Source organism: Nocardiopsis alba (assembly GCF_000710955.1).
Classification (GTDB): domain Bacteria; phylum Actinomycetota; class Actinomycetes; order Streptosporangiales; family Streptosporangiaceae; genus Nocardiopsis; species Nocardiopsis alba.
In genome coordinates, this window is record NZ_BAZE01000008.1 from 252,945 (window position 1) to 277,041 (window position 24,097).

Genomic DNA, 24,097 nt, shown 5'->3' on the forward strand with positions numbered 1-24,097 from the left:
AAGCCGGGCGGGGCGGGATGTTCTCGTTTCGACCTCACACCGCTAAGAGGAAACACCACAGATGCCGAAGATCCTGGAGTTCGAGGACGACGCCCGCCGCGCTCTCGAGCAGGGCGTGAACCGTCTCGCCGACGCCGTCAAGGTGACCCTGGGCCCGCGCGGCCGCAACGTCGTCATCGACAAGAAGTTCGGCGCCCCCACCATCACGAACGACGGTGTGACCGTCGCCCGTGAGATCGAGCTGGACGAGCCCTACGAGAACCTGGGCGCCCAGCTGGTCAAGGAGGTCGCCACCAAGACCAACGACGCCGCGGGCGACGGCACCACCACCGCCACCGTGCTGGCCCAGGCGCTGGTCCGCGAGGGCCTGCGCAGCGTGGCCGCCGGCGCCTCCCCGATGTCCCTGAAGAAGGGCATCGACGCCGCCGCCGCCGAGGTGTCGCGCACCCTCCTGGAGCGCGCCGTTCCGATCAAGGAGCGCTCCGACATCGCCTACGTGGCGACCAACTCCGCCCAGGACGCCCAGATCGGCGACCTGATCGCCGAGGCCTTCGACAAGGTCGGCAAGGACGGCGTCATCACGGTGGAGGAGGCCCCGACCTTCGGTCTGGAGCTCGACTTCACCGAGGGCATGCAGTTCGACAAGGGCTACATCTCCCCGTACTTCGTCACGGACGGGGACCGCCAGGAGGCGGTCCTGGAGGACGCCCTCGTCCTCATCTCGCAGGGCAAGATCGGCAACCTCAACGAGCTGCTGCCGCTCCTGGAGAAGGTCGTCCAGAGCAAGAAGCCGCTGCTGATCATCGCCGAGGACGTCGAGGGCGACGCCCTGGGCGCCCTGGTGCTGAACAAGATGCGCGGCATGCTCAACGTCGCCGCCGTCAAGGCGCCCGGCTTCGGTGAGCGCCGCAAGGCCATGCTCCAGGACATCGCCGTTCTGACCGGCGGCCAGGTCATCTCCGAGGAGGTCGGCCTGACCCTGGAGAACGCCGAGCTGGACGCGCTGGGCAGCGTCCGTCGCATCACGATCACCAAGGACGCCACGACGCTCGTCGACGGTGCCGGCGCGCAGGCCGAGGTCGAGGACCGCGTTCGCCAGATCCGCAACGAGATCGAGGCGAGCGACTCCGACTGGGACCGCGAGAAGCTCCAGGAGCGTCTGGCCAAGCTCGCCGGCGGCGTCTCGGTGCTGCGCGTGGGCGCGGCCACCGAGGTCGAGCTCAAGGAGAAGAAGCACCGCCTCGAGGACGCCATCTCGGCGACCCGCGCGGCCATCGAGGAGGGCATCGTCGCCGGTGGCGGCGCCTCCCTGGTGCACGCCTCCACCGCCCTGGGCGACCTGGGCCTGACCGGTGACGAGGCCACCGGTGTGGCGATCGTCCGCCGCGCCCTGGTCGAGCCCGCCCGGTGGATCGCGGAGAACGCGGGCGCCGAGGGCTACGTCGTCACGCACCGTGTCTCCGAGCTGGAGGTCGGCCACGGCTTCAACGCCGCGACCGGCACCTACGGCGACCTGACCGCCGAGGGCATCCTCGACCCGGTCAAGGTCTCCCGCTCCGCCGTCCAGAACGCCGCCTCCATCGCGGGCATGCTGCTGACCACCGAGGTGCTGGTCGCGGACAAGCCCGAGGAGAGCGACGACGACGGTCACGGCCACGCTCACTAGGAGCGTCGGGTCGGGTACGTTTCCGTACCGATGACCTCGAGCGGGGGTGGGGCGCCACGGCGTCCCACCCCCGCTCATTACCACGCTGAGGGCGAAAAACAGGGTCGATGTGGTGGCGATTTCAGCCTATTTTCCCAAAATGTGACCATTCTGTAGTTGCCGTTTGGAGTGGTTGGGTCCCGTGGTGCGGGCATCATTCGTAACGTGACGGATGCAGGCGCCCGGGAAGGCGTTACCGCGCAGCGGACAGGGACGCCCAAGGAACACGAGGGGGCGGCCCCCGAATCGCGTGAGACGGGTTTGAACCGATTGGGTTCGCTCGCCGTCCAAGGAGATGACAGTGCCATGGACTCGCTACTGCGCGAGGTCCGGCCCATGGTGGTCAGGTACTGTCGCAGTCGCCTGGCACGGGTCTCGGGGCTGGCGCACTACTCCGACGACGTCGCGCAGGAGGTCTGTATAGCCCTGCTCTCGGCGATCCCCCGCTACCAGGACCGAGGCAGGCCCTTCGCCTCCTTCGTGTTCGGCATCGCCGCGCACAAGGTCGCGGACACCCTCCGTGTGGCGGGTCGGGTGGAGACGGTCCCCACCGACACCGTGCCCGAACAGCCGGACGAGGGGCCGGGGCCCGAGGAGTCCGCAGTGCGCGTGATCGAGGCACAGCGGGCCAGAGACCTCCTCGACGAATTGCCCGAACAGCAGCGAAGACTGCTGGTGATGCGGGTGATCACAGGATTGACAGCGGACGAGACGGGAAATCTCCTTGGAATGTCGGCAGGGGCGGTACGGGTTGCCCAGCACCGAGCTATCGCTCGGCTTCGGAAGGTGGCCCTGGCGAACCGCGTCCTCCCATAGAAGCTCCCTCGAACACGGGCGCAGGCCCGGGCCGGGACCGCGTTCCTGTCCGAACCGTTTCGTCCACCCTCTGATCGTGGGCTCCAAGGGCTACTGCCGTTACCTTCACGCCGCGCCCCGGTGATCCTCTCTTGACCTGAGGGCCGCTCAAACCGTGACGTTGGCCACTTTGGGTGCGGGGTGACGGGGCAAACAGTCCGATCCACCTGGGGCGACCGGGTCGACGACCTAGGATGAGACGACACGCGGGGGCGATCCGCGCAGGTGTTGCCGGTCAACAGCGGAGGTTGTGTCATGAGCCAGGACTACAGCGACTACGGGGACAAACTGCTCCCGCCGGGCCTGACCTACGACGATGTTCTGCTGGTCCCGGCCTACTCCGACCTCCAGCCCGGAGAGGTGGACACCGCCACGCGGCTGTCCCGCAACATCTCCCTGAGCATCCCGCTGATCTCCGCCGCGATGGACACCGTCACCGAGGCCCGCATGGCCGTGGCGATGGCCCGCCAGGGCGGCGTCGGCGTCCTGCACCGCAACCTCTCCGCCGAAGACCAGGCGGGCCAGGTCGACCTGGTCAAGCGCTCCGAGGCCGGCATGGTCACCGACCCCGTCACCTGTCGTCCCGAGGACGACCTGGCCGAGGTCGAGCGCCTCTGCGCCCACTACCGGATCTCCGGCGTCCCGGTCACCGACGAGAACGGCACCCTCGTCGGCATCGTCACCAACCGTGACATGCGCTTCGAGGACGACCGCTCCCGCCCGGTCCGCGAGGTCATGACCACCCGGAACCTGGTCACCGCCCCCGTCGGCGTCGGCCGCGAGCGCGCCTTCGAACTGCTGCGCGAGCACAAGGTCGAGAAGCTCCCGCTCGTGGACGCCGACAACCGCCTGCGCGGTCTGATCACCGTCAAGGACTTCATCAAGAGCGAGCAGTTCCCCAACGCCACCAAGGACGCCGACGGCCGCCTCGTCGTCGGCGGCGCCGTGGGCGTGGGAACCGCCGCCGAGGAGCGCGCCAAGCTGCTCATCGACGCCGGGGTCGACTTCATCGTCGTCGACACCGCGCACGGCCACTCCGCCGGCCTCGCCGACATGGTCTCCAAGCTCAAGGCCAACTCCCGCGCCGACATCGTCGCCGGCAACGTCGCCACCCGCGCCGGCGCCCAGCTGCTGATCGACGCCGGTGCCGACGCCGTCAAGGTCGGTGTGGGGCCGGGCTCCATCTGCACCACCCGCGTGGTCGCCGGCGTGGGCGCGCCCCAGCTCACCGCCATCCTCGAGGCCGCCAAGGCCTGTGGGCCGGCCGAGGTCCCGCTCATCGCCGACGGCGGTCTCCAGTACTCGGGCGAGATCGCCAAGGCCATCACCGCCGGGGCGAGCAGCGTCATGCTCGGCAGCCTCCTCGCCGGTGTCGAGGAGAGCCCGGGCGAGCTCATCTTCATCAACGGCAAGCAGTTCAAGGCCTACCGGGGCATGGGGTCGCTGGGCGCCATGCGCGGCCGTTCCTTCTCCAAGGACCGCTACGCGCAGGCCGACGTCTCCTCCGAGGACAAGCTCGTCCCCGAGGGCATCGAAGGACAGGTCCCCTTCCGCGGCCCGCTCTCGGCCGTCGCCCACCAGCTCGTCGGCGGTCTCCACCAGTCCATGTGGTACGCGGGCACCCGCACCGTCCCCGAGCTCCGCGAGCGTGGCCAGCTCATGCGCATCACCAGCGCCGGCCTGCGCGAGAGCCACCCGCACGACATCAAGATGACCGTGGAGGCCCCCAACTACAACGCCCGCTGACTTCGGGCGATGGGGCCGAGCAGAGGATGACCGCGGGCGGATAGACTCGCGTCCGCGGTCATCGCTCCGGTCGACCGGCCGGAGCCGCACGTCAGAGGGGAAGCGAAGCGTTGGCTCAGGTGGAGATCGGGCTGGGCAAGAACGGGCGTCGTGCCTACGAACTCGACGAGATCGGGATCGTGCCCGCCCGACGGACCCGCGACCCGGAGGAGGTGTCGATCACCTGGCAGATCGACGCCTACCGGTTCGAGACGCCCCTGGTGGTCAGCCCCATGGACAGCGTCGCCTCGCCCAAGACCGTGGTCGCGGTCGGTGAACAGGGCGGACTCGGCGTTCTCGACCTGGAGGGTCTGTGGACCCGCTACGAGGACCCCGAACCGCTGCTCCAGGAGATCCGGGACCTCGACGACGTCGCGGCCACCAAGCGGCTCCAGGAGATCTACTCCGCCCCCATTCAGGAGGAGCTGATCGGCCGCCGGATCGAGGAGATCCGTGACGCCGGTCTGGTCACCGCCGCGCGCCTGTCGCCGCAGCGCACCGCCCAGTACCACAAGGCGGTCGTCGACGCGGGCGTGGACATCTTCGTCATCCGCGGTACCACCGTCTCCGCCGAGCACGTCTCCGGCCGGGCCGAGCCGCTCAACCTCAAGCAGTTCATCTACGACCTCGACGTCCCCGTCGTGGTCGGCGGCTGCGCCACCTACACCGCCGCCCTGCACCTGATGCGCACCGGTGCCGCCGGTGTCCTCGTCGGCTTCGGCGGCGGCTCCGGCCACACCACCCGCTCCGTCCTGGGCGTGGCCGTCCCCATGGCCAGCGCCATCGGCGACGTCGCCGCGGCCCGCCGCGACTACCTCGACGAATCCGGCGGCCGTTACGTGCACGTCATCGCCGACGGCGGTATGACCGGCAGCGGCGACATCGCCAAGGCCCTGGCCTGCGGCGCCGACGCCGTCATGGTCGGATCCCCGCTGGCCCGCGCCACCGAGGCGCCCGGCGGCGGCTACCACTGGGGCAGCGAGGCCCACCACGAGGAGCTCCCGCGCGGCGAACGCGTCGAGGTCGGCACCATCGGCGACCTCAAGTCGATCCTCCACGGCCCCGCCTCCACCAGCGACGGCTCCATGAACCTCATGGGCGCCCTCCGCCGCACCATGGCCACCTCGGGTTACACCGACCTGAAGGAGTTCCAGCGGGTGGAGGTCGTGGTCAACCCGCACCGTTAGGATTTGGCCCTCCGCCGGCGCTTCAGGGTCTCCGGGGGTTGAGGTGGGAGGTCGTGTCACCCTTACACCCTGCTGTGGCTAGGGCCCGAAAGTGTTTGCTTTGGCCCTCCGCTGGCGCTTCGGGCCGTGTTCGGGCGCCAGGGGAGGGAGCGTTCTTCATCCTCGTCTACGCCTGGCTCGTTCCTCGCTGGCGGCTTGACTCGTCTTGCAGAACACTCCCGGCGCCCGAACGGGCAACCCCCCGTGGCGAGGTAGGGGACCGCGTACACCGACCCCCTGGGGTGCCGGAGGGTGCGGACTTCCACCTTCACCCCCAGGGGTGGGACCCGCCGCTCGATCTCCTACACCGACCCCAGGGGGTTGGTGTGGGAGACCGCGTACAGCGACCCCCTGCGGCCGGTGCAGGAGACCGCGTGCCGGTCACTACAGGGGGTCGAGGTAGGGGCGGGGCCGTTACTCCCCCGGGGTTGCTGTAGGAACTCGTGTACCGGTCGCACACCCTGAGGGTGGGCGTTCGGGCAGGTGGGGGCGGTCGCTCGAGGGTGATCGAGTGTCGGGGGACGTCTCGCGTCACGCGGGGCGTCCCCTTTTTCGTGCGCGCACGGGTGCGATTCGTAGGCGATCGTGTGCCACTATGAGGCGAGTTTTGTTGTCTCGTGATGACTCGGTGACCTTTCTTTGGGGAGGACGGGATGGGCGACAGCGCGACCGGTGCTCGACGGCGCCGCGGTCCGACGATCGCGGTCTGTATCACCCTGGCCGTGTGTCTTCTGGTGACGGCCGGGGTCGTGGTCCTGGTGGGCAAGGTCTCCAGCGCGCTCAACACCTGGGAGGCGCCGGGAGCGGCGGCGGAGGAGCCCTCGGCGGGCGCGATCGCCACGCCTCCGCACGACGAGCTCACCGGTCCCCCCGAGCACCACGACGTGGTCGCCCGTGAGGAGGGGCCCGAGGCCGACACGGCCGAGGAGGAGCCCCTCGACGCGGGCGCGGACGAGCGCACCCGACCGGAGAGCGGTCCGCCCAGACCGGATGAGGCCTGGCTCGACGAGGTCGCCGAGGGCACCGGGATCCCGGTGCGCGCCCTGGAAGGGTACGCGGGCGCCCAGTTGATCCTCGACGAGGAGCTGCCCACGTGCGGACTGTCCTGGCCGACCCTGGCCGGCATCGGCTACGTGGAATCCCGCCACGGCACCTACGCGGGCGGCGAGATCGGCCCCGACGGCACCACCACGGTGGACGTCATCGGCATCCCGCTGAACGGGCAGAACAACACCCAGGCGATCCCGGACACCGACGGCGGTGAACTGGACGGGGACACCGAATGGGACCGGGCGATCGGCCCGATGCAGTTCATCCCGAGTACCTGGGCCCGATGGGGGGACTCTCCGAGCGGCGATACCCCCGACCCCCACAACATCGACGACGCGGCCCTCAGCGCCGGCCGCTACCTGTGCGCGGACGGACGGGATCTGACCACGGCGAACGACTGGGAGCGGGCGATCCTCACCTACAACCGTTCCGGAACCTACGTGGCCGACGTCCTGGCCTACGCCCACGCCTACGCCGACGCCTCCTGAGGGGTGCTCTTGTCGCGCACCCACGCCCAGGCCGCGTCCTCTTGGTCGAGCTCGAAGAAGCGCAGATCCATGTCGACGAAGGCGTCGGCGAGGGTCGTGAGGAAGCGGATGATCCGGTCGTCGCCCACCACCGCGTAGCGCTCGATGTCGTGCAGGTGCTCCTTGGCGAACCGTAGGCGTTCCTCCAAGGTGGGCGTCTCGGTGGAGGGACGGCCGTGGATGCGGACGAGGAGGCGGGCCGCGCCGTAGCGGCGGATGACCTCGCGCACCTCGTCCAGGATCTCCTCGAAATCGTCGTGGGGGATCGTGTCCTCCACCTCGTAGCCGAGCACGTCGTCCTCGCCCGAGTCCAGTCTCCTGTACACGGCTCCTCCCTTCCTCGAAAGAGGGTGTGCGGGCGGACTACCCGTTCGAGGTGTCCCCCATGCCCTTCGAGGAAGGTCGTTCGACGTCAGGGCAGGGTGTACTCGAAGGTGTAGGGGACCGAGGGCTTCCCGTGGACGGCGACGTAGGAGCCTCGACCGCTCAGCCCCTCCAGCGCCCCGGTCCCGCTGCCGGAGACGACCTCGAAGGAGCACCGTACGTTCCCCTGACCGGTGAAGGTGCCGCGCTCCTCGATGATGAAGGCGCCTTCGCGGCCGTCCAGGGTCCCGTTCAACAGCTGGAGCCCCGCGAACGAGCCGGTGCCGTCCTCCAGGTGGACGAAGGTGTAGGCGCAGGTGCTGTCGGGCGCCTCGATCCCACCGCTGAAATGGTTGGTCACGTGGGCCCGCGCGAGAGTGGGGCCGGGGCCTTCGGTCAGTTGCTCCTCCTTCCAATCGGAGAAGGTGAAGGCTCCCTCGATCCGGGTTCCGTTCGACGATGACATGGCATGGCCCCTCGTTTCGGTGCGGGTCTCTCCCGCGTTCGAGGACCAGCCTGCTCGGGGTACCTGACATCTTCTGTCAGGTAGGCGGAGAATGTTCTCATGCGCGCCGATCGACTGGTCTCCCTGATCCTGTTGTTGCAGAACCGAGGCCGTATGACCGCGGACCGCCTCGCCGCCGAACTGGAGGTCTCGGTCCGCACCGTCTATCGGGACGTCGAGGCGCTCGGCACCGCGGGCGTCCCGGTGATCGCCGATCGGGGCCCCGAGGGCGGCTACCGGTTGATGGAGGGGTACCGCACCCGGCTGACCGGGCTCACCGGCGCCGAGGCCGACTCGCTCTTCCTGCTCGGAGCCCCCTCCGCCGCTCGCGACCTGGGATTGGACGCCGTGCTGGCGACGGCCCGGCACAAGCTGCGGGCCGCTCTCCCCGCCCCGTTGGCCGAACGCGCCGAGCGGGTCCGGGACCGTTTCCACCTGGACGCGTCCGGGTGGTTCCGCGACGCCGAGGAGGTGCCTCTTCTGGCGGAGGTCACCGAGGGGGTATGGGAGCGGCGGGTGCTGCGCGTCCTCTACCGGCGGCGGAACACCGAGGTCGAGCGGGAGCTGTGGCCGCTCGGCGTCGTGCTCAAGGGCGGGACCTGGTATCTGGTGGCGTCGGTCGAGGCCGGGGACGAGCGGGCGGTGCGGACCTACCGGGTCTCCCGCCTTTCGTCCGTGGAGACGACCGGGGAGGTCTTCGAGCGGCCGACCGGTTTCGACCTGGTCTCCTACTGGGAGGAGTCGGCCCGTCGACTGGAGGGTTCGGTGCTCCGAGGGAGGGCCCGCCTGCGGATCTCGCCGAGGGAACGGGAGCTGTTGCCGATGCGGTTCGGCGCGGTCGGGGTCCGTGCCCTGAAGGGGGCCGGGCCACCGGACGAACGGGGCTGGGTGGAGGTCGAGATGGAGGTGGAGGCGCTCGCCGTGGCCGTGGGCGATCTGCTCCGCATGGGCACGGGGGCGGAGGTGCTCGGTCCGGAGGAGTTGCGTCGAGCGGTCGCCGACGAGGTGGCGGCCTTGGGGCGTCTCTACGAGGGGAGGGACCGAGGGGGTGGTGGGGATCGGGGAGGCCCCGTGTGGCTCCGCGAGATGTCGGGGTCGTCCGGGTTAGCCTGAGAGGCCCACCGGTCGGTCGCCACACCGATCGGCCCGATGGACGGGCCTCGAGCGGGTATGCGCTCGGGAGAAAGACCCATCGAGACGGAGGACGACCTATGGCGACCACCTGGTTGGGACCGAAGGGCCGCGCCACGGCGCTGGCCTCCATGGCCGACGAGGAACTCGACGTGCTCGTGGTCGGAGGTGGGATCGTGGGGGCGGGGATCGCCCTGGACGCGGTCTCGCGCGGCCTGTCCACGGGGTTGATCGAGGCGCGCGACTTCGCCTCGGGCACCTCCAGCCGGTCCAGCAAACTGATCCACGGCGGGCTCCGTTACCTGGAACAGCTCGACTTCGAACTCGTCCAGGAGGCGCTCCAGGAACGCGGGCTCCTGCTCACCCGACTCGCCCCGCACCTGGTCCGGCCGGTGCCGTTCCTCTTCCCCTTCCAGCACCACTGGGAGCGTTTCTACATCGGGGCCGGCGTCGCCCTCTACGACACCCTCGCCATGACCTCGCGCAACAACCGGGGGCTGCCCTCGCATCGGCATCTGACCAGATCCGGTGCGATGAGGGTCTTCCCCGCGCTCAAGAGAAGCGCCCTCGCCGGAGCGATCCAGTACTGGGACTGTCAGGTCGACGACGCCCGCTACGTCACCACGGTGCTGAGGACGGCGGCCGGCCTGGGCGCGCGGATCGCCTCGCGGGTACAGGCGGTCGAGTTCCTGCGCGAGGGCGAGCACGTGGTCGGGGCGACCGCGGCCGACCTCGAGAGCGGGGAGCGGCTGCGGATCCGGGCCCGGCAGGTGGTCAACGCCGCCGGCGTGTGGACCGACGACATCCAGGAGATGGTCGGCGGTCGCGGTCAGATCCACGTGAGCGCCTCCAAGGGCGTGCACCTGGTGGTGCCGCGCGACCGTATCCAGGCCTCCTCCGGGATGATCCTCCAGACCGAGAAGAGCGTGCTCTTCGTGATCCCTTGGGGACGGCACTGGATCATCGGCACCACCGACACCCCTTGGGACCTGGACAAGGAGAACCCGGCGGCGAGTCGGGCCGACATCGACTACGTCCTGGACCACGTCAACCAGGTCCTGCGCACGCCGCTGGGCCGCGACGACGTCGAGGGCGTCTACGCGGGTCTGCGCCCGCTGCTGTCGGGGGAGTCGGAGGAGACCTCCAAGCTGTCCCGCGAGCACACGGTCGCGCATCCCGTACCGGGTCTGGTGCTCATCGCGGGCGGCAAGTACACCACCTACCGGGTCATGGCCAAGGACGCCGTGGACGCGGTGGCGCACGGCCTGGGCGGAGGTGTTCCCGAGTCGGTCACCGATCGGCTGCCGCTGGTGGGCGCGGACGGATACTCGGCGCTGTACAACCAGCGTCACCGGCTGGCCCGCGACTCGGGCCTGCACGTCTCCCGGATCTCGCATCTGCTGCGCCGTTTCGGTTCGGCCGTCCACGACGTGCTCGACCTGATCAAGGAGCGTGAGGACCTGGGCCGCCCGCTGGCCGGGTCCGACGACTACCTGAGGGCCGAGGTCGTCTACGCGGTGGAGGCCGAGGGCGCCCGACACCTGGAGGACGTCCTGTCCCGGCGGACCCGCATCACGTTCGAGACCTGGGACCGGGGGATCGCCGCCGCCGAGGAGGCGGCCGAGCTGATGGCCGAGCCCCTCGGGTGGGACCGGGCGCAGGTGGAGCGCGAGGTGGAGTACTACCGCAAGGGCATCGAGGCCGAACGCGCCGCCCAGGAACAGGACACCGACCAGGAGGCCGACGCGATCCAGCACGGGGCGCCGGAGATCGTCCCGGACGTGCACGCCGACCGTTCCTGAGCCGGACTTCCGATATTCGGAACACAGGGGGGATCGCACTGGTCACACAGTGCGGTCACCCTGTTGTGTCCCATGGCACACGGTCCCGTTAGGGTGCTTATGACCCCCTGGTGTACTTACCCTCCAAAGGACCCGCAGTCATGATCAAGGTGCTGCTCGTCGAAGACGACGTCCGGCTCGCCGACGCCCTCGCCGGTGCGCTCGAAGCACACGGTTACGAGGTGGACCAAGTCCGAACCGGAGCGAGCGCGTTGGCCGCGCCGCCCGCCGATGTCGTCCTTCTCGACCTCGGGTTACCGGACATGGACGGCATAGAGCTGTGCCGTCTCCTTCGTGAACGTCAGGACTTCGGGGACACCGCGGTCATCATGGTCACCGCGCGGGGCCGGCAGCGAGACCGTGTACTGGGGTTGCGTTCGGGTGCCGACGACTACGTGGTCAAGCCCCTGGGCATCGAGGAACTCTGCGCCCGGATGGAGGCCGTCCTGCGGCGCACCCGTAAGAGGGTCGACACCACGTTGGAGGCCGGCCCGGTCCGTGTCGACCTGATCACCCGCACCGTCGAGTGCGAGGGGAGACCGGTCGAGCTCACCCGGAAGGAGTTCGACCTGCTCGTGGTACTGCTGCGCGACGCCGGGGCCGTCGTCTCCCGTGAACACCTCCTGCTCCGCGTGTGGCAGACCGCCTGGCCCGGCACCCTGCGCACGCTCGAAGTGCACATCGGCACCCTGCGCTCCAAGCTGGGAGTACCCCGGCTCATCCAGACCGTGCGCGGGGTCGGATACCGCCTGGGAAGCGCCGGCGGACCGCACGGCGGCCGTCCGGTCGCCGCGTCCGCCCGCGCCTCTCGGAGCTGAGAGGCCGACTGGGGCCCGGTATGCGCAGACGTCTGGTGACCGTGTACGTCACCCTGCTGGTGGCGGCCTGCCTTGCTCTGGCGGTGCCCTTGTGCGGCAATATCGCCGCCCGCGGCACCTCGGACATGCTGCTCGACAGGATGAACGACACCGCGCGTTTCGCGGGGTTGGCCGAGCCGAGCGTGCTCACCGGGAACGGGGGCACCCTCGCCGGTGAGCTGGCCGCCTATGAGCAGGTGTACGGGATCGCGGCACTGGTGGTGGACCGTGACGGCGAGGTGGTGGCCTCCTCACGATCCGGCCTGACCCTCGCCGATCTGGAGCCGGACGGGTGGTCCGGCGGGGACGGCGACATGCCCGAGCCGGTGCGCACCGCCCTGGCAGGGAACCGGGTGGGCGGTGACCATGTGGTCTGGCCCTGGCAGGATCGCCCGCTCGTGGTGGCCGAGCCGATCGGTCGCTCCGGGGAGGTGGTCGGCGCCGCCGTCACCGTCTCTCCCACCGAGTCGCTGCGTCGCGCCACCCTCGTGCAGTGGGGGGTGACCTGGCTGGTGGCGTTCGCGCTCATGCTGGCCGGGATCGCCGCGGCCGGTCCGCTCACCCGGTGGATCCTGCGTCCCATCGACGACCTGGACGAGGCCACCCGCGCGGTGAGCGGCGGGAGTCTGGACATCAGGGTGCCCACGGCGGCCGGCCCGGAGGAACTGCGGCGGTTGGGGGAGTCCTTCAACCAGATGGCCGACACCATCACCTCCATGTTGGAGAGTCAGCGCACCTTCGTGGCCTACGCCGGACACCAGGTCCGCAACCCCTTGGCCGCGCTACGCCTGCGGGTGGACGGTCTCGCCCGACACCTGGGACCGGACGCCCGGCAGGAACACGAACTGGCCTTGGACGAGGTGGACCGGCTCACCCGTATCTGCGACAGCCTGCTCACCCTCGCCCGTACCGAGGACGCCGAACACTCGATGGTGTGGGAGGACGTCCGGGAGGTCGTCGAGAACCGGGTGGCGGCGTGGAGCCCCATCGCCGAACGCGCCCGCGCCGAGCTGCTCTGCGAGGGGAGGTCCGGGGTGTCGGTGCGCTGCGTGGAGGGCACCCTCGACCAGGCCTTGGACGCGCTCATCGACAACGCCCTCAAGTTCGGCGGACACGGGGTGCGGATCGTGGTCCGTGTGGGCGAACCGGTGTGGGAGGTCGACGGTCGGGAGGGGCATCTGGACGTTCACGTGGTGGACGACGGCCCCGGCCTCCCCGAGGAACAGCTCGACCGGGCCACCGAACCCTTCTGGCGGGACGGGGGCGGGGGCGGCTCCGGACTGGGGCTGTCCATCGTGGTCACCCTGCTGGAGCTCCAGGGGGCGAGCCTGTCGTTGCGACCGGCACGGCCGAACGGGATCGACGCCCGGATCCGGCTCCGGGCGATCTCCCCTCACGAGCCGGGGGAGGGGTGCGAAGGGGACCCGGAGGGGACGCCGGAGAGTCATGGGCGTACTTGACCGACCGGTAGTAGGAGACGGCGCCCGGATGCAGGGGCACCGGCAGGGTCGATATGGCCGACCTCGGATGCAGTTGCAGGGCGACCGGGTGGATCTCCGCCAGTTCGTTCCGGGACTCGAACAGCAGCCGGGTGAGCGCCTCCGCCGTCCGATCGGGCATCTGCTCGTTGGCCACCAAGAGGCTCGGTACGCCGATGGTGCGCACCGCGGGCACGTTCTCGTACGTTCCGGCGGGCACCGGTAGCTCGGAGAAGAACTCGCCGTACTCCTCGACCATGTCCGGAACGTGTTCGGACAGGTCCAACAACCGGATCGGGGTCCGTTCGGCGAGATCGGCGACGACCTTCGTGGGCAGACCGCCGGACCAGAAGAAGGCGTCGACCCGCCCCTCCTCCAAGGCCGAGGCCGAGGCGCCGATGGAGAGCCGCAGCCGGGTCACGCCCGAGGGGCCGGAGGGCGGTGTCGCCCGTTCCTCGTCCCGGGGCCCCTCCTCGTCCATCGGTATCCCGCTCTCGATGCCCTCGCCGTCCTCCCCGAGACCGGAGGCGCGGAGGAGGCGTTCGGCCATCATCTCGGTCCCCGACCCCAGCGCGCCCACGGAGACGGTGCCCCCCGCCAGGTCGGAGACGCTCTGGTAGGGGGAGTCCGCGCGGACCACCACGTGCGTGTGGTTGTCGTACAGGCGGGCGATCGCGGTGATCGGCAGTGGACGGTCGAAGGGCTCCTCGCCCTGGACGGCCAGGGCCGCCACGTCGGCGAGGGTGAAACCCGCGTCCAGCGATCCCGAGGCGACCAACCGGTTGTTCTCCACACTGGCGGCCGTCGTCAGGACACGGATGCGCGTGTCCGGATCGGAACCGGCCACGTGCGCCAGACCGGTTCCATACGTGTGGTACACGCCGCCGGCTCCACCCGTGCCGATGGACAGGTGGAGGGGGTCCGTGTAAAGGGGGTGTGACCAGGAGAGCAGTGTGACGGTCAACAGACCGACGGAGAGGGCTCGGGTGGTCGCCCACAGACGGTGGGTGGGAGGCCGCTCCATACCCGAACAATAGCAATCGGGGACGAACCTCAGGAGAGGCTCAAATTCACCTCCCCGGTTTACCCGTTTCACAGGAATGACGGTTAGGTTGCTCGCGACGGAGAGTGGTACATGCCATATCCGTACCCGGAGGGCGGGTGTGTACCGGAGTACCCATACCCCCGAAGTTCTCCGACATCCCCTGAGCCGAAAATCCGAGAGGACCCAACCGACCATGCGACGCAATCCGCTGTCCCTGGCCGCCATCCCCGCCGGCGTTCTCCTGCTGGCGGCGTGCGGGGCACAGCCCGCAGAGCAGGCCGCCGAAGACGTCGAACTCGGTGGCGGGCCCGTCCAGAACAACCTCAGCATCGTCACCGGCGGCACCAGCGGTGTGTACTACCCGATCGGCGGCGCCCTGCGCACGATCATCGGCGACAACCTCGAAGGCCAGAGCGCCTCGGTCGAGGCCACCGGCGCCTCCGTCGAGAACATCCGTCTGCTGGGCGGCGGCGACGGCCAGCTCGCCATCGTTCAGGGCGACGCCGCGGACCAGGCCTTCACGGGTACCGGTGACTTCGAGGGCGAGCCGATCGAGACCTACTCGCTCGCGGTCATGTACCCGAACGTCTTCCACGCCGTGACCCTGGCCGACATCGCCGAGTCCAAGGGCTTCGAGTGCTTCTCCGACGTGGTGGGCAACCGCTACTCCGTCGGCGACATCGGCAGTGGTAACGAGGCCACCACCAACCAGGTGTTCGAGTCGCTGGAGATCTCCTCCAAGGAGATCGAGCTCCAGCAGCTCGGTTACGCCGAGACCGCCAACGCCCTGACCAACAACCAGCTCGACGCCGGTTCCTGGGTCGTCGGCGAGGGCCACTCGGGTATCACCGAGCTCGGCACCACCGAGGACATCGCCATCATCGAGATGTGCGACGACGAGCGCGAGGCGGTCGTCAGCGGCTACGGCGGCTACACCGAGCACGTCATCGAGGGCGGCACCTACCCGGGTGTCGACGAGGACGTCGACACCATCGCCGTGTGGAACGCCCTGGTCGTGAGCGGGGAGTTCAACGAGGACCAGGCCTACGAGATCACCAAGGCGATGTTCGACAACATCGACCAGGTCATCGGCGTCTACGGTCCCGGTGAGAAGTACCTGGTCCCGGAGACCATCGAGAACAGCCCGGTCCCCGTCCACCCGGGCGCCGTCCGCTTCTACGAGGAGCAGGGCATCGAGATCCCGGCGGACCTGCTGCCCGAGGCGGACTCCTCCGGCGACGAGGACGCCGCCGCCGAGGACTCCGACGACGAGTAGGACCCGTGACCCGATGAGTACCCCGAAGAGGGTGCGCGGATCCGCGGACACCGGAACGCCCCGGCGTCCGCGGATCGCCGCGATCGGGGGCATCACCATCCTCCTGGCCCTGGGGGCGGCGGCCGCCCTTCTGCCCCTGTGGCCCGCGCTCCGGTTGAGCGTCGACGGAGAACACCTCGGCCACCTGCCCCTGGCCGAGGGGGAACGGTTCACGATCGCCTACGTGCACTCGATCGACCATCTGCCGATCGAGGAGAACATCGAGGTCCGCGAGGACACCCTGGTGGTCGACTCCACCCGCCTACGCCAGTTCGGCGCCGGTATGGGCCACATCCCCGGAGAGGGGAACGGCCGAGCCGACGGTGAATGGTGGGTCATCGAGGACATGGAACGCGACATCGGACCCGAGGTCGCGATCCGCGTGGGCGCGCCCTCGGTCGATCACCGCGTGCGCACCCCCGACGCCGAGGTACGGCTGTCACCGTGCCTGGCGACCCGCAGGGTGCTCATCGAGCCCGTCAGGGCCACCGCCCTCCAGCTGCTCTTCGATCACGATCCGCAGCCGGAGTGCGACTAGCACGACCGAGGGAGTGTTCCCGAGGACACGCCCCGCCCCCGCCTGAGACACTCCGCCGCGCGACCCTTCCGTGTCATACGCCCCGCGCGGCCCAGCGAACCGAGGAAGAACATGGCCGAGACCCCAGGACAGGCGAGGGGCGATTCGCCCCCGAGCCCGGAGAAACCCGAGGCGGACGCGACCGAAGCGACCGTCGAGGGCACCGACACCGCGACCGTCGTCACCGAGGAGGGAACGGAGAGCGACCCCGGAAAGAAGAACCGTAGGACCGGGACGTCCGCCGACGCCCTGCCCGACGTCGACGGACTCGGCGAGGACGCCCCGCCGTTCTGGCGCAGGATCTCCGCCGAGCGCTGGGGCGAGGGACGGGCCGGGATGATCATGGGCGGGATCATCCTCGCCCTGGGCATCGCCCTGACCGCCTTCCAGCTCTATATCGCCCTGCGCGCGGGGTTGGACGCGCGTCAGCAGCGCCTCATCCACCTCATGCTCGTGATGATGATGGTCTTCGTCATCATGCCGCCCTTCAAGAAGGCCAAGGTCGGGGAGAACCCGGCCCTGGTCCTCGTGGGCGCGATCCTCGACCTGCTGATGGTCGTCGGGACCGTGGTGGTCAGCCTCTACCCGATCGTCTTCCAGGCCGAGTTGGCCCGACGGGCCGGCGCCTACACCGAACTCGACTGGATCGTGGGCGCCATCGCCATCGTGATCCTGTTGGAGGCCACCCGCCGCTCGGTCGGCCTGGTCATGGTCCTCCTGGTCGCGGCGTTCCTCCTCTACGCCTACTACGGGCCCTACATCCCGGGACAGTTCGGCCACTCGGGTGTGACCCGCGAACGCATCGCCACCCACGCCTTCCTGGGCAACGACGGCATCTACGGGCTCACGTTGGGCGTGGTCGTCACCTTCGTCTTCGTGTTCATCCTGTTCGGCGCGCTGCTGTCCAAGACCGGCGGCGGCAACTTCTTCGTGGGTCTGTCCTACGTGCTCACCGGTCGCATGGTCGGCGGCCCCGCCAAGGGCGCGGTGCTGGGCAGCGCCCTGATGGGCTCGGTCTCCGGTAGCGCCATCGCCAACGTGGTCACCACCGGACCGTTCACGATCCCGCTGATGAAGAAGGTCGGCTACAAGAAGCACGACGCGGCGGGTGTCGAGGCGGCCGCCTCCACGGGTGGCCAGATCCTGCCGCCGATCATGGGCGCGGGCGCCTTCCTCATGGCCGAGCGGCTGGGTATTCCCTACGCGGACATCGTCAAGGTCGCGATCATCCCGGCGCTGATGTACTTCGCGCTGATGTTCCTGTTCGTGGACATCCTCGCCCGTAAGCACAACGTCGGTCTGATGAAGAAGGAGGACCTGCCCTCCTTCGGCGAGGTGATGCGCGCCGGCTGGCACTTCATGGCCCCGCTGATCCTGCTCATCGTGCTGCTGCTCAACTACGTGCCGCCCACACAGGCCGGCCTGGCAGCCTGTGGCTCCCTGCTGGTCGTCGCCATGCTGCGGGCGAGCAGCCGGCTGAGCCTCAAGGACTTCCTCGAGGTGTTCGTGATGGCGGCCCGCAGCACCCTGCCGGTGTCGGTGGCCTGCGCCGTCGCGGGCATCATCGTCGGCATGGTCGGCCTCACCGGCCTGGGCCTGGTCTTCTCCGACGTGCTCGTGAACGCCTTCGCCGGAAGCCTGTTCATGACCCTGGTGATGGTGGCCCTGGCCTCCCTGATCCTCGGCATCGGCCTGCCGGTCACCGCCTCCTACGTGGTTCTGGTCATCCTGGCCGGCCCGGCCCTGGAGCAGCTCGGCCTGGCGCTCATCGTGGCCCACATGATCGTGTACTGGCTCAGCCAGGACTCCAACGTGACCCCGCCGGTGGCCTTCGCGGCCTTCGCGGCGGCCGGTATCGCCGACTCCAAGCCGATGCGCTCGGGTGTGTCCGCGTGGAAGTTCGCCAAGGGTCTGTACCTGATCCCGCTGCTGATGGCCTACTCGGCGCTGATGGAGGTCGACGGTCCCATCCTGGACCTGGTCATCGCGATCGTCACAGGATCGGTCGCGCTCGCCGCCGGAGCCATGGCCATCGAGGGCTTCTTCCTGCGCCGCACCCTGCTGGGCGAGCGCATCGCCCTGGGCCTGTCCGCGGCCCTGGTGTTGATCGCCCCGGAGTGGACCGGTTGGACGCAGTCGCTGCTGTCGGTCCACGTCGCCTCGGACTGGTTCGTGCTGGCCGGCACCGTGGCCTGTACCGTGCTGATCGCCCTCCAGGTGATCAACCACCGTCGGGACAAGGCCAAGGGCCTGGTCGCCGACTTCGGTGTGGTGCAGAACAAGACCGAGGTCCCCGAGACCGCGGCGAACTGATCCCCTTTCAGGGCCCGCCGTCCTCTTCGGGACGGCGGGCCCTTCGCGTGCCCGGCCCGGGCGGACCGATCACCGATGCCCTAACCTCGCTGACATGGCTGGCATGTGGCGATTCGGATGGAAACCGACGAGGGCACCGCGCGGTGCCGACCTGGAAGGGGTGTTGGTCTCCTCCTCTCTCGGGACCGATCCGCTGTTGCGCGCCGGCTGCCGCGCCGTCCGCGAGGGCGACGTCGAGGTCGGCTCCTCCCTGCTCCTGGAGACCCGGGACGACCCCGAGGCCCGCGCCTACCAGGTCGAGGCCCTGGGCCGGGCCGCGGTGGAGCGGATCGACGAGGTGGCCGCGCTGGTCGACGCGGGCGCCGACCGGGCCGACACGATGCTGTGGCTCGGCCACACCCTGATCGCCCGCGCCATGTCCCTGCCGGGCGGGGGACCCGCCGAACGCAAGGCCGTGGAGGCCGCCCTGCACGAGGCTCGCGTGCCCTTGGAGGAGGCGGCCCGGATCCACCCCGACGACGCCGCGCCCTGGTCCGCGCTCCAGACCGTCGCCATGGGGTTGGGCGATCGGGAGGAACGCGAACGCGCCTGGAACGAGGTCGCGAACCGTACGCCCCATCTCTTCTCCGCGCACATGACCCGGGTCCGGGCCCTGGCCCCCAGCCGGGGCGGTTCGGCCGAGGAGATGTTCGCCGCCGCGGGCGCCGCGGCCGACACCGCGCCCGTGGGAGGCCCTCTCCCGTCGGTGCTGGCGCTCGCCCACGCCGAGTTCCTGAGAGGGGAACGGCGCCGTCTCGTGGACGAGGGCAATAGCGCCTACATCGTGTCCATGAGCCTGGGACGCCTGCACGGCGACGCGGTCGGCGAACTCTTCCGTCTCGCCCGGACCTGGGCCCAGGCGCCGGTGCCGCACGTGCGCGACGTCCAGGCCCATCACCTTTTCGGGTGGGCCTTCCACCGGGCGGGGGAGAAGGACGCGGCACGATGGCATCTGGAGCGGGTGGGGCGCTTCTCCACCGAGATCCCCTGGTCCTTCTTCGGCACGGCTCGGACCGAGGTGGCACAGGCCATGGCCGACCTGGGTGTGGACCCTCGCCGGGGGCCCGGAGAGGAACCCGAACCCGACCAGCGGTGACCCGGGGCGGGGGAGCGTAACGGGGCGAGGGCGGAGGGACGCCGACGAAAAGCACTGGTCCGCCCGGAACGGGATCGGTGACAATGCACGGGTGCTACTGACGATCTCGACCACGAACCGCCCGGCCACGGACCTCGGACACCTGCTCCACAAGCATCCGGACAAGGCGCAGAGCTTCGAGCAGTCCTTCGGGACCGCGCACGTCTTCTACCCCGAGGCCACCGACGAGCGCTGCACCGCGGCCCTGCTCCTGGAAGTGGATCCGCGGGCCCTGTTGCGCGCGCGTACGTCGGTGAGCACGCCCGACTTCTCCCTCGCCCAGTACGTCAACGACCGCCCCTACGCCTCCTCGTCGCTGTTCACGGTGGCGCTGGGCCGGGTACTGCGGAGCGCGATGCGAGGTACGTGCGAGCGGCGCCCCGAACTGGCCGACACCCCCATCCCCCTGGTCCTGAGTCTGCCCGCGGTGCCCTGTCACCCCGGTCCGGAGCGCGCCCGAGCGCTCTTCGAACCGCTCGGCTGGACGGTGGAGGCCGTACCGGTCCCGCTCGATCCCGACCTGCCCGATCAGGGCGACTCCCACTACCTGTCGCTGACCCTGACCGGCACCGTGCGGTTGTCCGAGGCGCTCAACCACCTGTACGTCCTCCTGCCCGCCATGGAGGGCGGGAACAAGCACTACTGGGTGGACTCCACCGAGATCGACAAGCTGCTGCGCGCGGGCGGGGCCCCGGTCGACGGGGTCGAGGGCGAGGAGGGCGCCGGCTGGCTGGCCGCGCACCCCGAACGCGACTGGATCACCCGCCGCTACCTGGCCCGCCGGGAACGGTACGTGCGCACGGCCCTGTCCCGTCTGGCCGAGTCCGAGGACCGGTCCGGCGAACCCGGGAACGACACGGTCCCGAGCGACCCGGCGGTGGAGGAACGCGAGCCCTCCCTGGCCGAGCGGCGCGTGGGCGCTGTCATGGCGGTCCTCGACGCCGAGCGGGCCACCAGCGTGATCGACCTGGGATGCGGCGGCGGCCGACTGCTGGAACGTCTGGTCGGCGACCGGAGACTGGAACGGATCACCGGCGTGGACGTCCACGTGGGCGGTCTGGAGATCGCCCACCGCAGGCTCTGCCGAGGCTGCGAGCCGGGCGGCGGTCGTGGACACCGGCCACTGTTCGCCGCCTCCCACGGTTCCGACGGGGGCGAGGGTACGCCGGGCTCCCGCCTCGCGCTCCTGGCGGGCTCGGTGGTCTACCGTGACCGTCGCTTCCACGGTCACGACGCCGCCGTGCTCATGGAGGTCGTCGAACACCTCGACCCGTCCCGACTGCCCGCCATGGAGGACGTCGTCTTCGGCGACGCCGCGCCCCGCGTCGTCGTGGTCACCACCCCCAACGTCGAGTACAACCGCCACTACGAGGGCCTCGCCGACGGCGCCCTCCGCCACGCCGACCACCGCTTCGAGTGGACCCGCGCCGAGTTCGCCTCCTGGGCCGACCGGGTCGCCGAACGGTACGGCTACACCGTCCGGTACCTGCCGGTCGGCGACGAGCACCCCGAGACCGGGTCCCCGACCCAGATGGGAGTCTTCACCAAATGACCGAGCCGAACGTCGAGGCCGCCCGCGAGCCCCGCGTGCTCGGCGTGCCCCGGATGGGGCTCGTCCTGCTGGTCGGGGTCTCCGGATCGGGCAAGTCCACCTTCGCCGCCGAGCACTTCGCGTCCACCCAGGTGATCGGCTCCGACTTCTGTCGGGGCATGGTCGCCGACGACGAGAACGACCAGACCGCCACCGGCGACGCCTTCAAGCTGCTCGACACCATCGTCGACATCAGGCTGCGCCGTGGACTGCTCACCGTCGTGGACGCCACCAACGTCCAGCGCAAGGCACGCGAGAGCCTCATCCGCATCGCCAAGGACAACGACGTCCTCACCACCGCCATCGTCCTCGACGTGCCCGAGGCCCTGGCCCTGGAACGCAACCGCTCCCGCCCCGACCGCGACTTCGGCGACCACGTCGTACGCCGGCAGCGGCGCGACCTGCGCGACGGCCTCAAGCGTCTGGCCCGCGAGGGGGTGCGCAAGGTGTACCACCTCAAGGGACAGGAGGAGATCGACTCCGTCCGGATCGAACTGGAACGCCCCTGGCCGGACCGGACCGAGCTGACCGGGCCCTTCGACATCATCGGCGACGTCCACGGCTGCCGTTCGGAACTGGAGACCCTGCTCGGCGAGCTCGGCTACGAGACGCACAGGGACGAGGAGGGGCGCCCGGTCGGCGCCCACCACCCCGAGGGCCGCACCGCCGTGTTCGTCGGCGACCTCGTGGACCGGGGGCCCGACAGCCCCGGTGTGCTGCGCCTGGTCATGGGCATGGTTGCCGACGGCGACGCCCTCTGCGTGCCCGGGAACCACGAGAACAAGCTGATCCGCTACCTGAAGAAGGGCAAGGCGACCCTCACGCACGGTCTCGCCGAGACCGCCGAACAGCTCGGACGCGAGAGCGAGGAGTTCCGTCGCCGGGTCCTGGAGTTCTGCGACGGCCTGGTGAGCCACCTGATCCTGGACGGCGGCTCCCTCGTGGTCGCCCACGCCGGGCTCAAGGAGGAGTACCACGGTCGTGCCTCCGGCCGGGTGCGCTCCTTCGCCCTGTACGGCCAGACCACGGGGGAGACCGACGAGTACGGTCTGCCCGTGCGGCTGCCCTGGGCGCGCGAGTACCGGGGCCGGGCCGCGGTGGTCTACGGGCACGTGCCCTCCGACAAGGCCGAGTGGCTCAACAACACCATCTGCCTGGACACCGGCTGTGTGTTCGGCGGACGGCTCACCGCGCTGCGCTACCCCGAGCGGGAGATCGTCGACGTCGAGGCCGAACGCGTCTGGTACGAGCCGGTGCGCCCGCTCGCGGACCAGGCGCCGAAGCGGGACGGTGAGGGGGCCGACCGGGCCATCGGCATCGACGACGTCGGTGCGGGGACCGGATCCGGGCTCTACGTCGACACCGGGTACGGGACCGTCCGGACCACGCCCGAGAGCACCCTGGCCGCCCTGGAGGTCATGAGCCGTTTCGCGGTCGACCCGCGCTGGCTGGTGTACCTGCCGCCCACGATGGCGCCCGCGCCCACCGCTACCGACCCCGCCCTGCTGGAGCACCCCGACGAGGCCTTCGCCTCCTACCGGGCCTCCGGCATCGGGCAGGTGATCTGCGAGGAGAAGCACATGGGCTCGCGGGCCGTGGCCGTGCTGTGCCGGGACGAGGCCGCCGCCGAACGCCGCTTCGTCCCCGGTGAGCTCGGTAGCCTCTACACCCGCACCGGTCGCCCCTTCTTCAAGGACGCCGAACTCGGCCGCCGGGTGGTCGACGAGCTGCGCCGGGCCGTCACCGACGCCGGACTGTGGGACCGCCTCGGTACCGACTGGGTCGTCCTGGACGGTGAGCTCCTACCCTGGTCCGCCAAGGCAGGAGCGTTGATCCGCGAACAGTACGCCTCGGTGGGGGCCGCCGCGCGGGCCTCGCTCCCCGCGGCCGGGGCGGCGCTGGCGGCCGCCGCCGCGCGCGGAATCGACGTGTCCGGGCTCGCCGACACCATCGAGCGCAGAAGTGGACAGATGGAGGCCTTCTCCCGGGTCTACCGCCGATACACCTGGGAGACCGACGGGATCAAGGGGCTGCGCTTCGCGCCCTTCATGCTCCTGGCCTCCGAGGGGAAGGAGTACACCGAGGCCGACCACCTGTGGCACATGGGCGTGGTCGAGCTGCTCGCCAAGGCCCACCCGATGATCCACCCCACCCGCTACCGGGTCGTGGACACCATCGACGGCGACGCCTGCGCCGCGGCCGCCGACTGGTGGCGGGAGATGGTCGATGCCGGAGGCGAGGGCATGGTGGTCAAACCGCTGCTGGGGGCCAGGGCCGAGGCGCGCAAGGGCCTGGCCCAGCCGGGGCTCAAGGTGCGCGGCCCCGAATACCTGCGGATCATCTACGGGGCCGACTACACCGACCCGGAGCGGCTCGCGGTGCTCAAGGACCGCGGACTGGGCCGTAAGAACGGGCTGGCCATGCGCGAGCACAAGCTGGGGCTGACCGCCCTGGCCCGGCTGACCGCCGGCGAACCGCTGTGGCGGGTCCACGAGCCGGTCTTCGCCCTGCTCGCCCTGGAGACCGAACCGGTCGACCCCCGTCTGTGAGGCCGTCCCGCACGGGGCATCGGGGCCGGGGAGGGACACGCGCGGAAAACCGCTTGCGTGTTCCACCCCGGCCCCACCAGCATGAACGTGATCCCGGCCGGCGACGGACGCCGGACACGACGGTGATCGGACCGGCACCCGACAGAGAGGTCGACGGCATGCGGCGTTCCCACGGAATCTTCGAGCCCGCCCTTCGGACACGAGACCTCC

18 protein-coding genes and 1 pseudogene are annotated in these 24,097 nt (G+C 70.1%); 15 read left to right on the forward strand and 4 right to left on the reverse strand.

Features of this window, described 5'->3' with window-relative positions:
• The first annotated feature begins 61 nt into the window (after window positions 1-61).
• From groL to TR33_RS16645, 4 genes are all read left to right on the forward strand, one after another.
• A complete protein-coding gene (gene groL / locus TR33_RS16630) occupies window positions 62-1,666 on the forward strand; it encodes a chaperonin GroEL (RefSeq protein ID WP_014913507.1) in 1,605 nt (534 codons plus the stop codon).
• Between the two features lie 204 nt (window positions 1,667-1,870).
• Window positions 1,871-2,521, forward strand: a complete 651-nt coding sequence (locus TR33_RS16635) for a sigma-70 family RNA polymerase sigma factor (protein ID WP_376737577.1) — start codon at window positions 1,871-1,873, stop codon at window positions 2,519-2,521.
• 294 nt (window positions 2,522-2,815) lie between these two features.
• Window positions 2,816-4,306, forward strand: a complete 1,491-nt coding sequence (guaB, locus tag TR33_RS16640) for an IMP dehydrogenase (RefSeq protein ID WP_014912486.1) — start codon at window positions 2,816-2,818, stop codon at window positions 4,304-4,306.
• Window positions 4,307-4,425: 119 nt separating this feature from the next.
• Complete coding sequence (locus tag TR33_RS16645; protein WP_042283978.1) at window positions 4,426-5,532, forward strand: GuaB3 family IMP dehydrogenase-related protein; 1,107 nt, start codon at window positions 4,426-4,428, stop codon at window positions 5,530-5,532.
• A 341-nt stretch (window positions 5,533-5,873) separates the two neighbouring features.
• Here the strand turns inward: TR33_RS16645 and TR33_RS26655 are convergent, their stop codons facing one another.
• A complete protein-coding gene (locus tag TR33_RS26655) occupies window positions 5,874-6,029 on the reverse strand; it encodes a hypothetical protein (RefSeq protein ID WP_159068794.1) in 156 nt (51 codons plus the stop codon).
• A gap of 195 nt (window positions 6,030-6,224) precedes the next feature.
• Here TR33_RS26655 and TR33_RS16650 point away from each other — a divergent pair, with 195 nt between their 5' ends.
• Window positions 6,225-7,109 (forward strand): lytic transglycosylase domain-containing protein, encoded by an 885-nt coding sequence (locus TR33_RS16650; protein ID WP_014909244.1) that lies wholly within the window; start codon window positions 6,225-6,227, stop codon window positions 7,107-7,109.
• Here the strand turns inward: TR33_RS16650 and TR33_RS16655 are convergent.
• Window positions 7,091-7,474 (reverse strand): SpoIIAA family protein, encoded by a 384-nt coding sequence (locus tag TR33_RS16655; protein ID WP_014910073.1) that lies wholly within the window; start codon window positions 7,472-7,474, stop codon window positions 7,091-7,093. The genes TR33_RS16650 and TR33_RS16655 overlap by 19 nt on opposite strands.
• A gap of 86 nt (window positions 7,475-7,560) precedes the next feature.
• The gene (locus TR33_RS16660) at window positions 7,561-7,977 is read right to left on the reverse strand and encodes a DUF3224 domain-containing protein (protein WP_017533346.1); all 417 of its coding nucleotides are present in this window, start codon (window positions 7,975-7,977) and stop codon (window positions 7,561-7,563) included.
• Window positions 7,978-8,076: 99 nt separating this feature from the next.
• Here TR33_RS16660 and TR33_RS16665 point away from each other — a divergent pair, with 99 nt between their 5' ends.
• From TR33_RS16665 to TR33_RS16680, 4 genes are all read left to right on the forward strand, one after another.
• Entirely contained in the window at window positions 8,077-9,129 is a 1,053-nt protein-coding gene (locus tag TR33_RS16665) for a helix-turn-helix transcriptional regulator (RefSeq protein WP_042283980.1), read from the forward strand.
• 98 nt (window positions 9,130-9,227) lie between these two features.
• Window positions 9,228-10,949 (forward strand): glycerol-3-phosphate dehydrogenase, encoded by a 1,722-nt coding sequence (glpD, locus tag TR33_RS16670; protein ID WP_014908649.1) that lies wholly within the window; start codon window positions 9,228-9,230, stop codon window positions 10,947-10,949.
• 140 nt (window positions 10,950-11,089) lie between these two features.
• Window positions 11,090-11,806, forward strand: coding sequence for a response regulator transcription factor (locus tag TR33_RS16675; protein WP_014909335.1), 717 nt, complete (start codon window positions 11,090-11,092; stop codon window positions 11,804-11,806).
• 20 nt (window positions 11,807-11,826) lie between these two features.
• Entirely contained in the window at window positions 11,827-13,305 is a 1,479-nt protein-coding gene (locus TR33_RS16680) for a sensor histidine kinase (RefSeq protein ID WP_014909145.1), read from the forward strand.
• Between the two features lie 10 nt (window positions 13,306-13,315).
• Here TR33_RS16680 and TR33_RS26080 read toward each other — a convergent pair.
• Window positions 13,316-14,593: pseudogene (locus tag TR33_RS26080) on the reverse strand (TAXI family TRAP transporter solute-binding subunit); the annotation flags it as partial.
• Here TR33_RS26080 and TR33_RS16685 point away from each other — a divergent pair.
• The 6 genes from TR33_RS16685 (at window position 14,562) to TR33_RS16710 (ending at window position 23,887) form a co-directional block, all read left to right on the forward strand.
• Complete coding sequence (locus TR33_RS16685) at window positions 14,562-15,644, forward strand: TAXI family TRAP transporter solute-binding subunit (RefSeq protein WP_042283983.1); 1,083 nt, start codon at window positions 14,562-14,564, stop codon at window positions 15,642-15,644. The pseudogene TR33_RS26080 and the gene TR33_RS16685 overlap by 32 nt on opposite strands.
• Before the next feature lie 13 nt (window positions 15,645-15,657).
• The gene (locus tag TR33_RS16690; RefSeq protein WP_014909545.1) at window positions 15,658-16,221 is read left to right on the forward strand and encodes a DUF1850 domain-containing protein; all 564 of its coding nucleotides are present in this window, start codon (window positions 15,658-15,660) and stop codon (window positions 16,219-16,221) included.
• A gap of 111 nt (window positions 16,222-16,332) precedes the next feature.
• Window positions 16,333-18,573, forward strand: coding sequence for a TRAP transporter permease (locus TR33_RS16695; protein ID WP_042283986.1), 2,241 nt, complete (start codon window positions 16,333-16,335; stop codon window positions 18,571-18,573).
• A gap of 103 nt (window positions 18,574-18,676) precedes the next feature.
• Window positions 18,677-19,708, forward strand: coding sequence for a PLC family EF-hand domain-containing protein (locus TR33_RS16700; protein WP_042283988.1), 1,032 nt, complete (start codon window positions 18,677-18,679; stop codon window positions 19,706-19,708).
• Between the two features lie 91 nt (window positions 19,709-19,799).
• On the forward strand, window positions 19,800-21,299 hold the full coding sequence (locus TR33_RS16705; RefSeq protein ID WP_042283989.1) for a 3' terminal RNA ribose 2'-O-methyltransferase Hen1: 1,500 nt from the start codon (window positions 19,800-19,802) through the stop codon (window positions 21,297-21,299).
• Complete coding sequence (locus tag TR33_RS16710; RefSeq protein ID WP_042283991.1) at window positions 21,296-23,887, forward strand: polynucleotide kinase-phosphatase; 2,592 nt, start codon at window positions 21,296-21,298, stop codon at window positions 23,885-23,887. The genes TR33_RS16705 and TR33_RS16710 overlap by 4 nt, the downstream gene beginning before the upstream one ends.
• Window positions 23,888-24,097 lie beyond the last annotated feature (210 nt).

Excerpts from the sequence above, each read along its gene's own strand:
- TR33_RS16660 (WP_017533346.1), bottom strand. The coding sequence starts at position 7,977 with ATGTCATCGTCGAACGGAACCCGGATCGAGGGAGCCTTCACCTTCTCC.
- TR33_RS16675 (WP_014909335.1), top strand. The coding sequence starts at position 11,090 with ATGATCAAGGTGCTGCTCGTCGAAGACGACGTCCGGCTCGCCGACGCC.
- glpD (WP_014908649.1), top strand. The coding sequence starts at position 9,228 with ATGGCGACCACCTGGTTGGGACCGAAGGGCCGCGCCACGGCGCTGGCC.
- TR33_RS16680 (WP_014909145.1), top strand. The coding sequence starts at position 11,827 with ATGCGCAGACGTCTGGTGACCGTGTACGTCACCCTGCTGGTGGCGGCC.
- TR33_RS16700 (WP_042283988.1), top strand. The coding sequence starts at position 18,677 with ATGTGGCGATTCGGATGGAAACCGACGAGGGCACCGCGCGGTGCCGAC.
- guaB (WP_014912486.1), top strand. The coding sequence starts at position 2,816 with ATGAGCCAGGACTACAGCGACTACGGGGACAAACTGCTCCCGCCGGGC.
- TR33_RS16685 (WP_042283983.1), top strand. The coding sequence starts at position 14,562 with ATGCGACGCAATCCGCTGTCCCTGGCCGCCATCCCCGCCGGCGTTCTC.
- TR33_RS16665 (WP_042283980.1), top strand. The coding sequence starts at position 8,077 with ATGCGCGCCGATCGACTGGTCTCCCTGATCCTGTTGTTGCAGAACCGA.
- TR33_RS16690 (WP_014909545.1), top strand. The coding sequence starts at position 15,658 with ATGAGTACCCCGAAGAGGGTGCGCGGATCCGCGGACACCGGAACGCCC.
- groL (WP_014913507.1), top strand. The coding sequence starts at position 62 with ATGCCGAAGATCCTGGAGTTCGAGGACGACGCCCGCCGCGCTCTCGAG.
- TR33_RS16695 (WP_042283986.1), top strand. The coding sequence starts at position 16,333 with ATGGCCGAGACCCCAGGACAGGCGAGGGGCGATTCGCCCCCGAGCCCG.
- TR33_RS16650 (WP_014909244.1), top strand. The coding sequence starts at position 6,225 with ATGGGCGACAGCGCGACCGGTGCTCGACGGCGCCGCGGTCCGACGATC.
- TR33_RS16710 (WP_042283991.1), top strand. The coding sequence starts at position 21,296 with ATGACCGAGCCGAACGTCGAGGCCGCCCGCGAGCCCCGCGTGCTCGGC.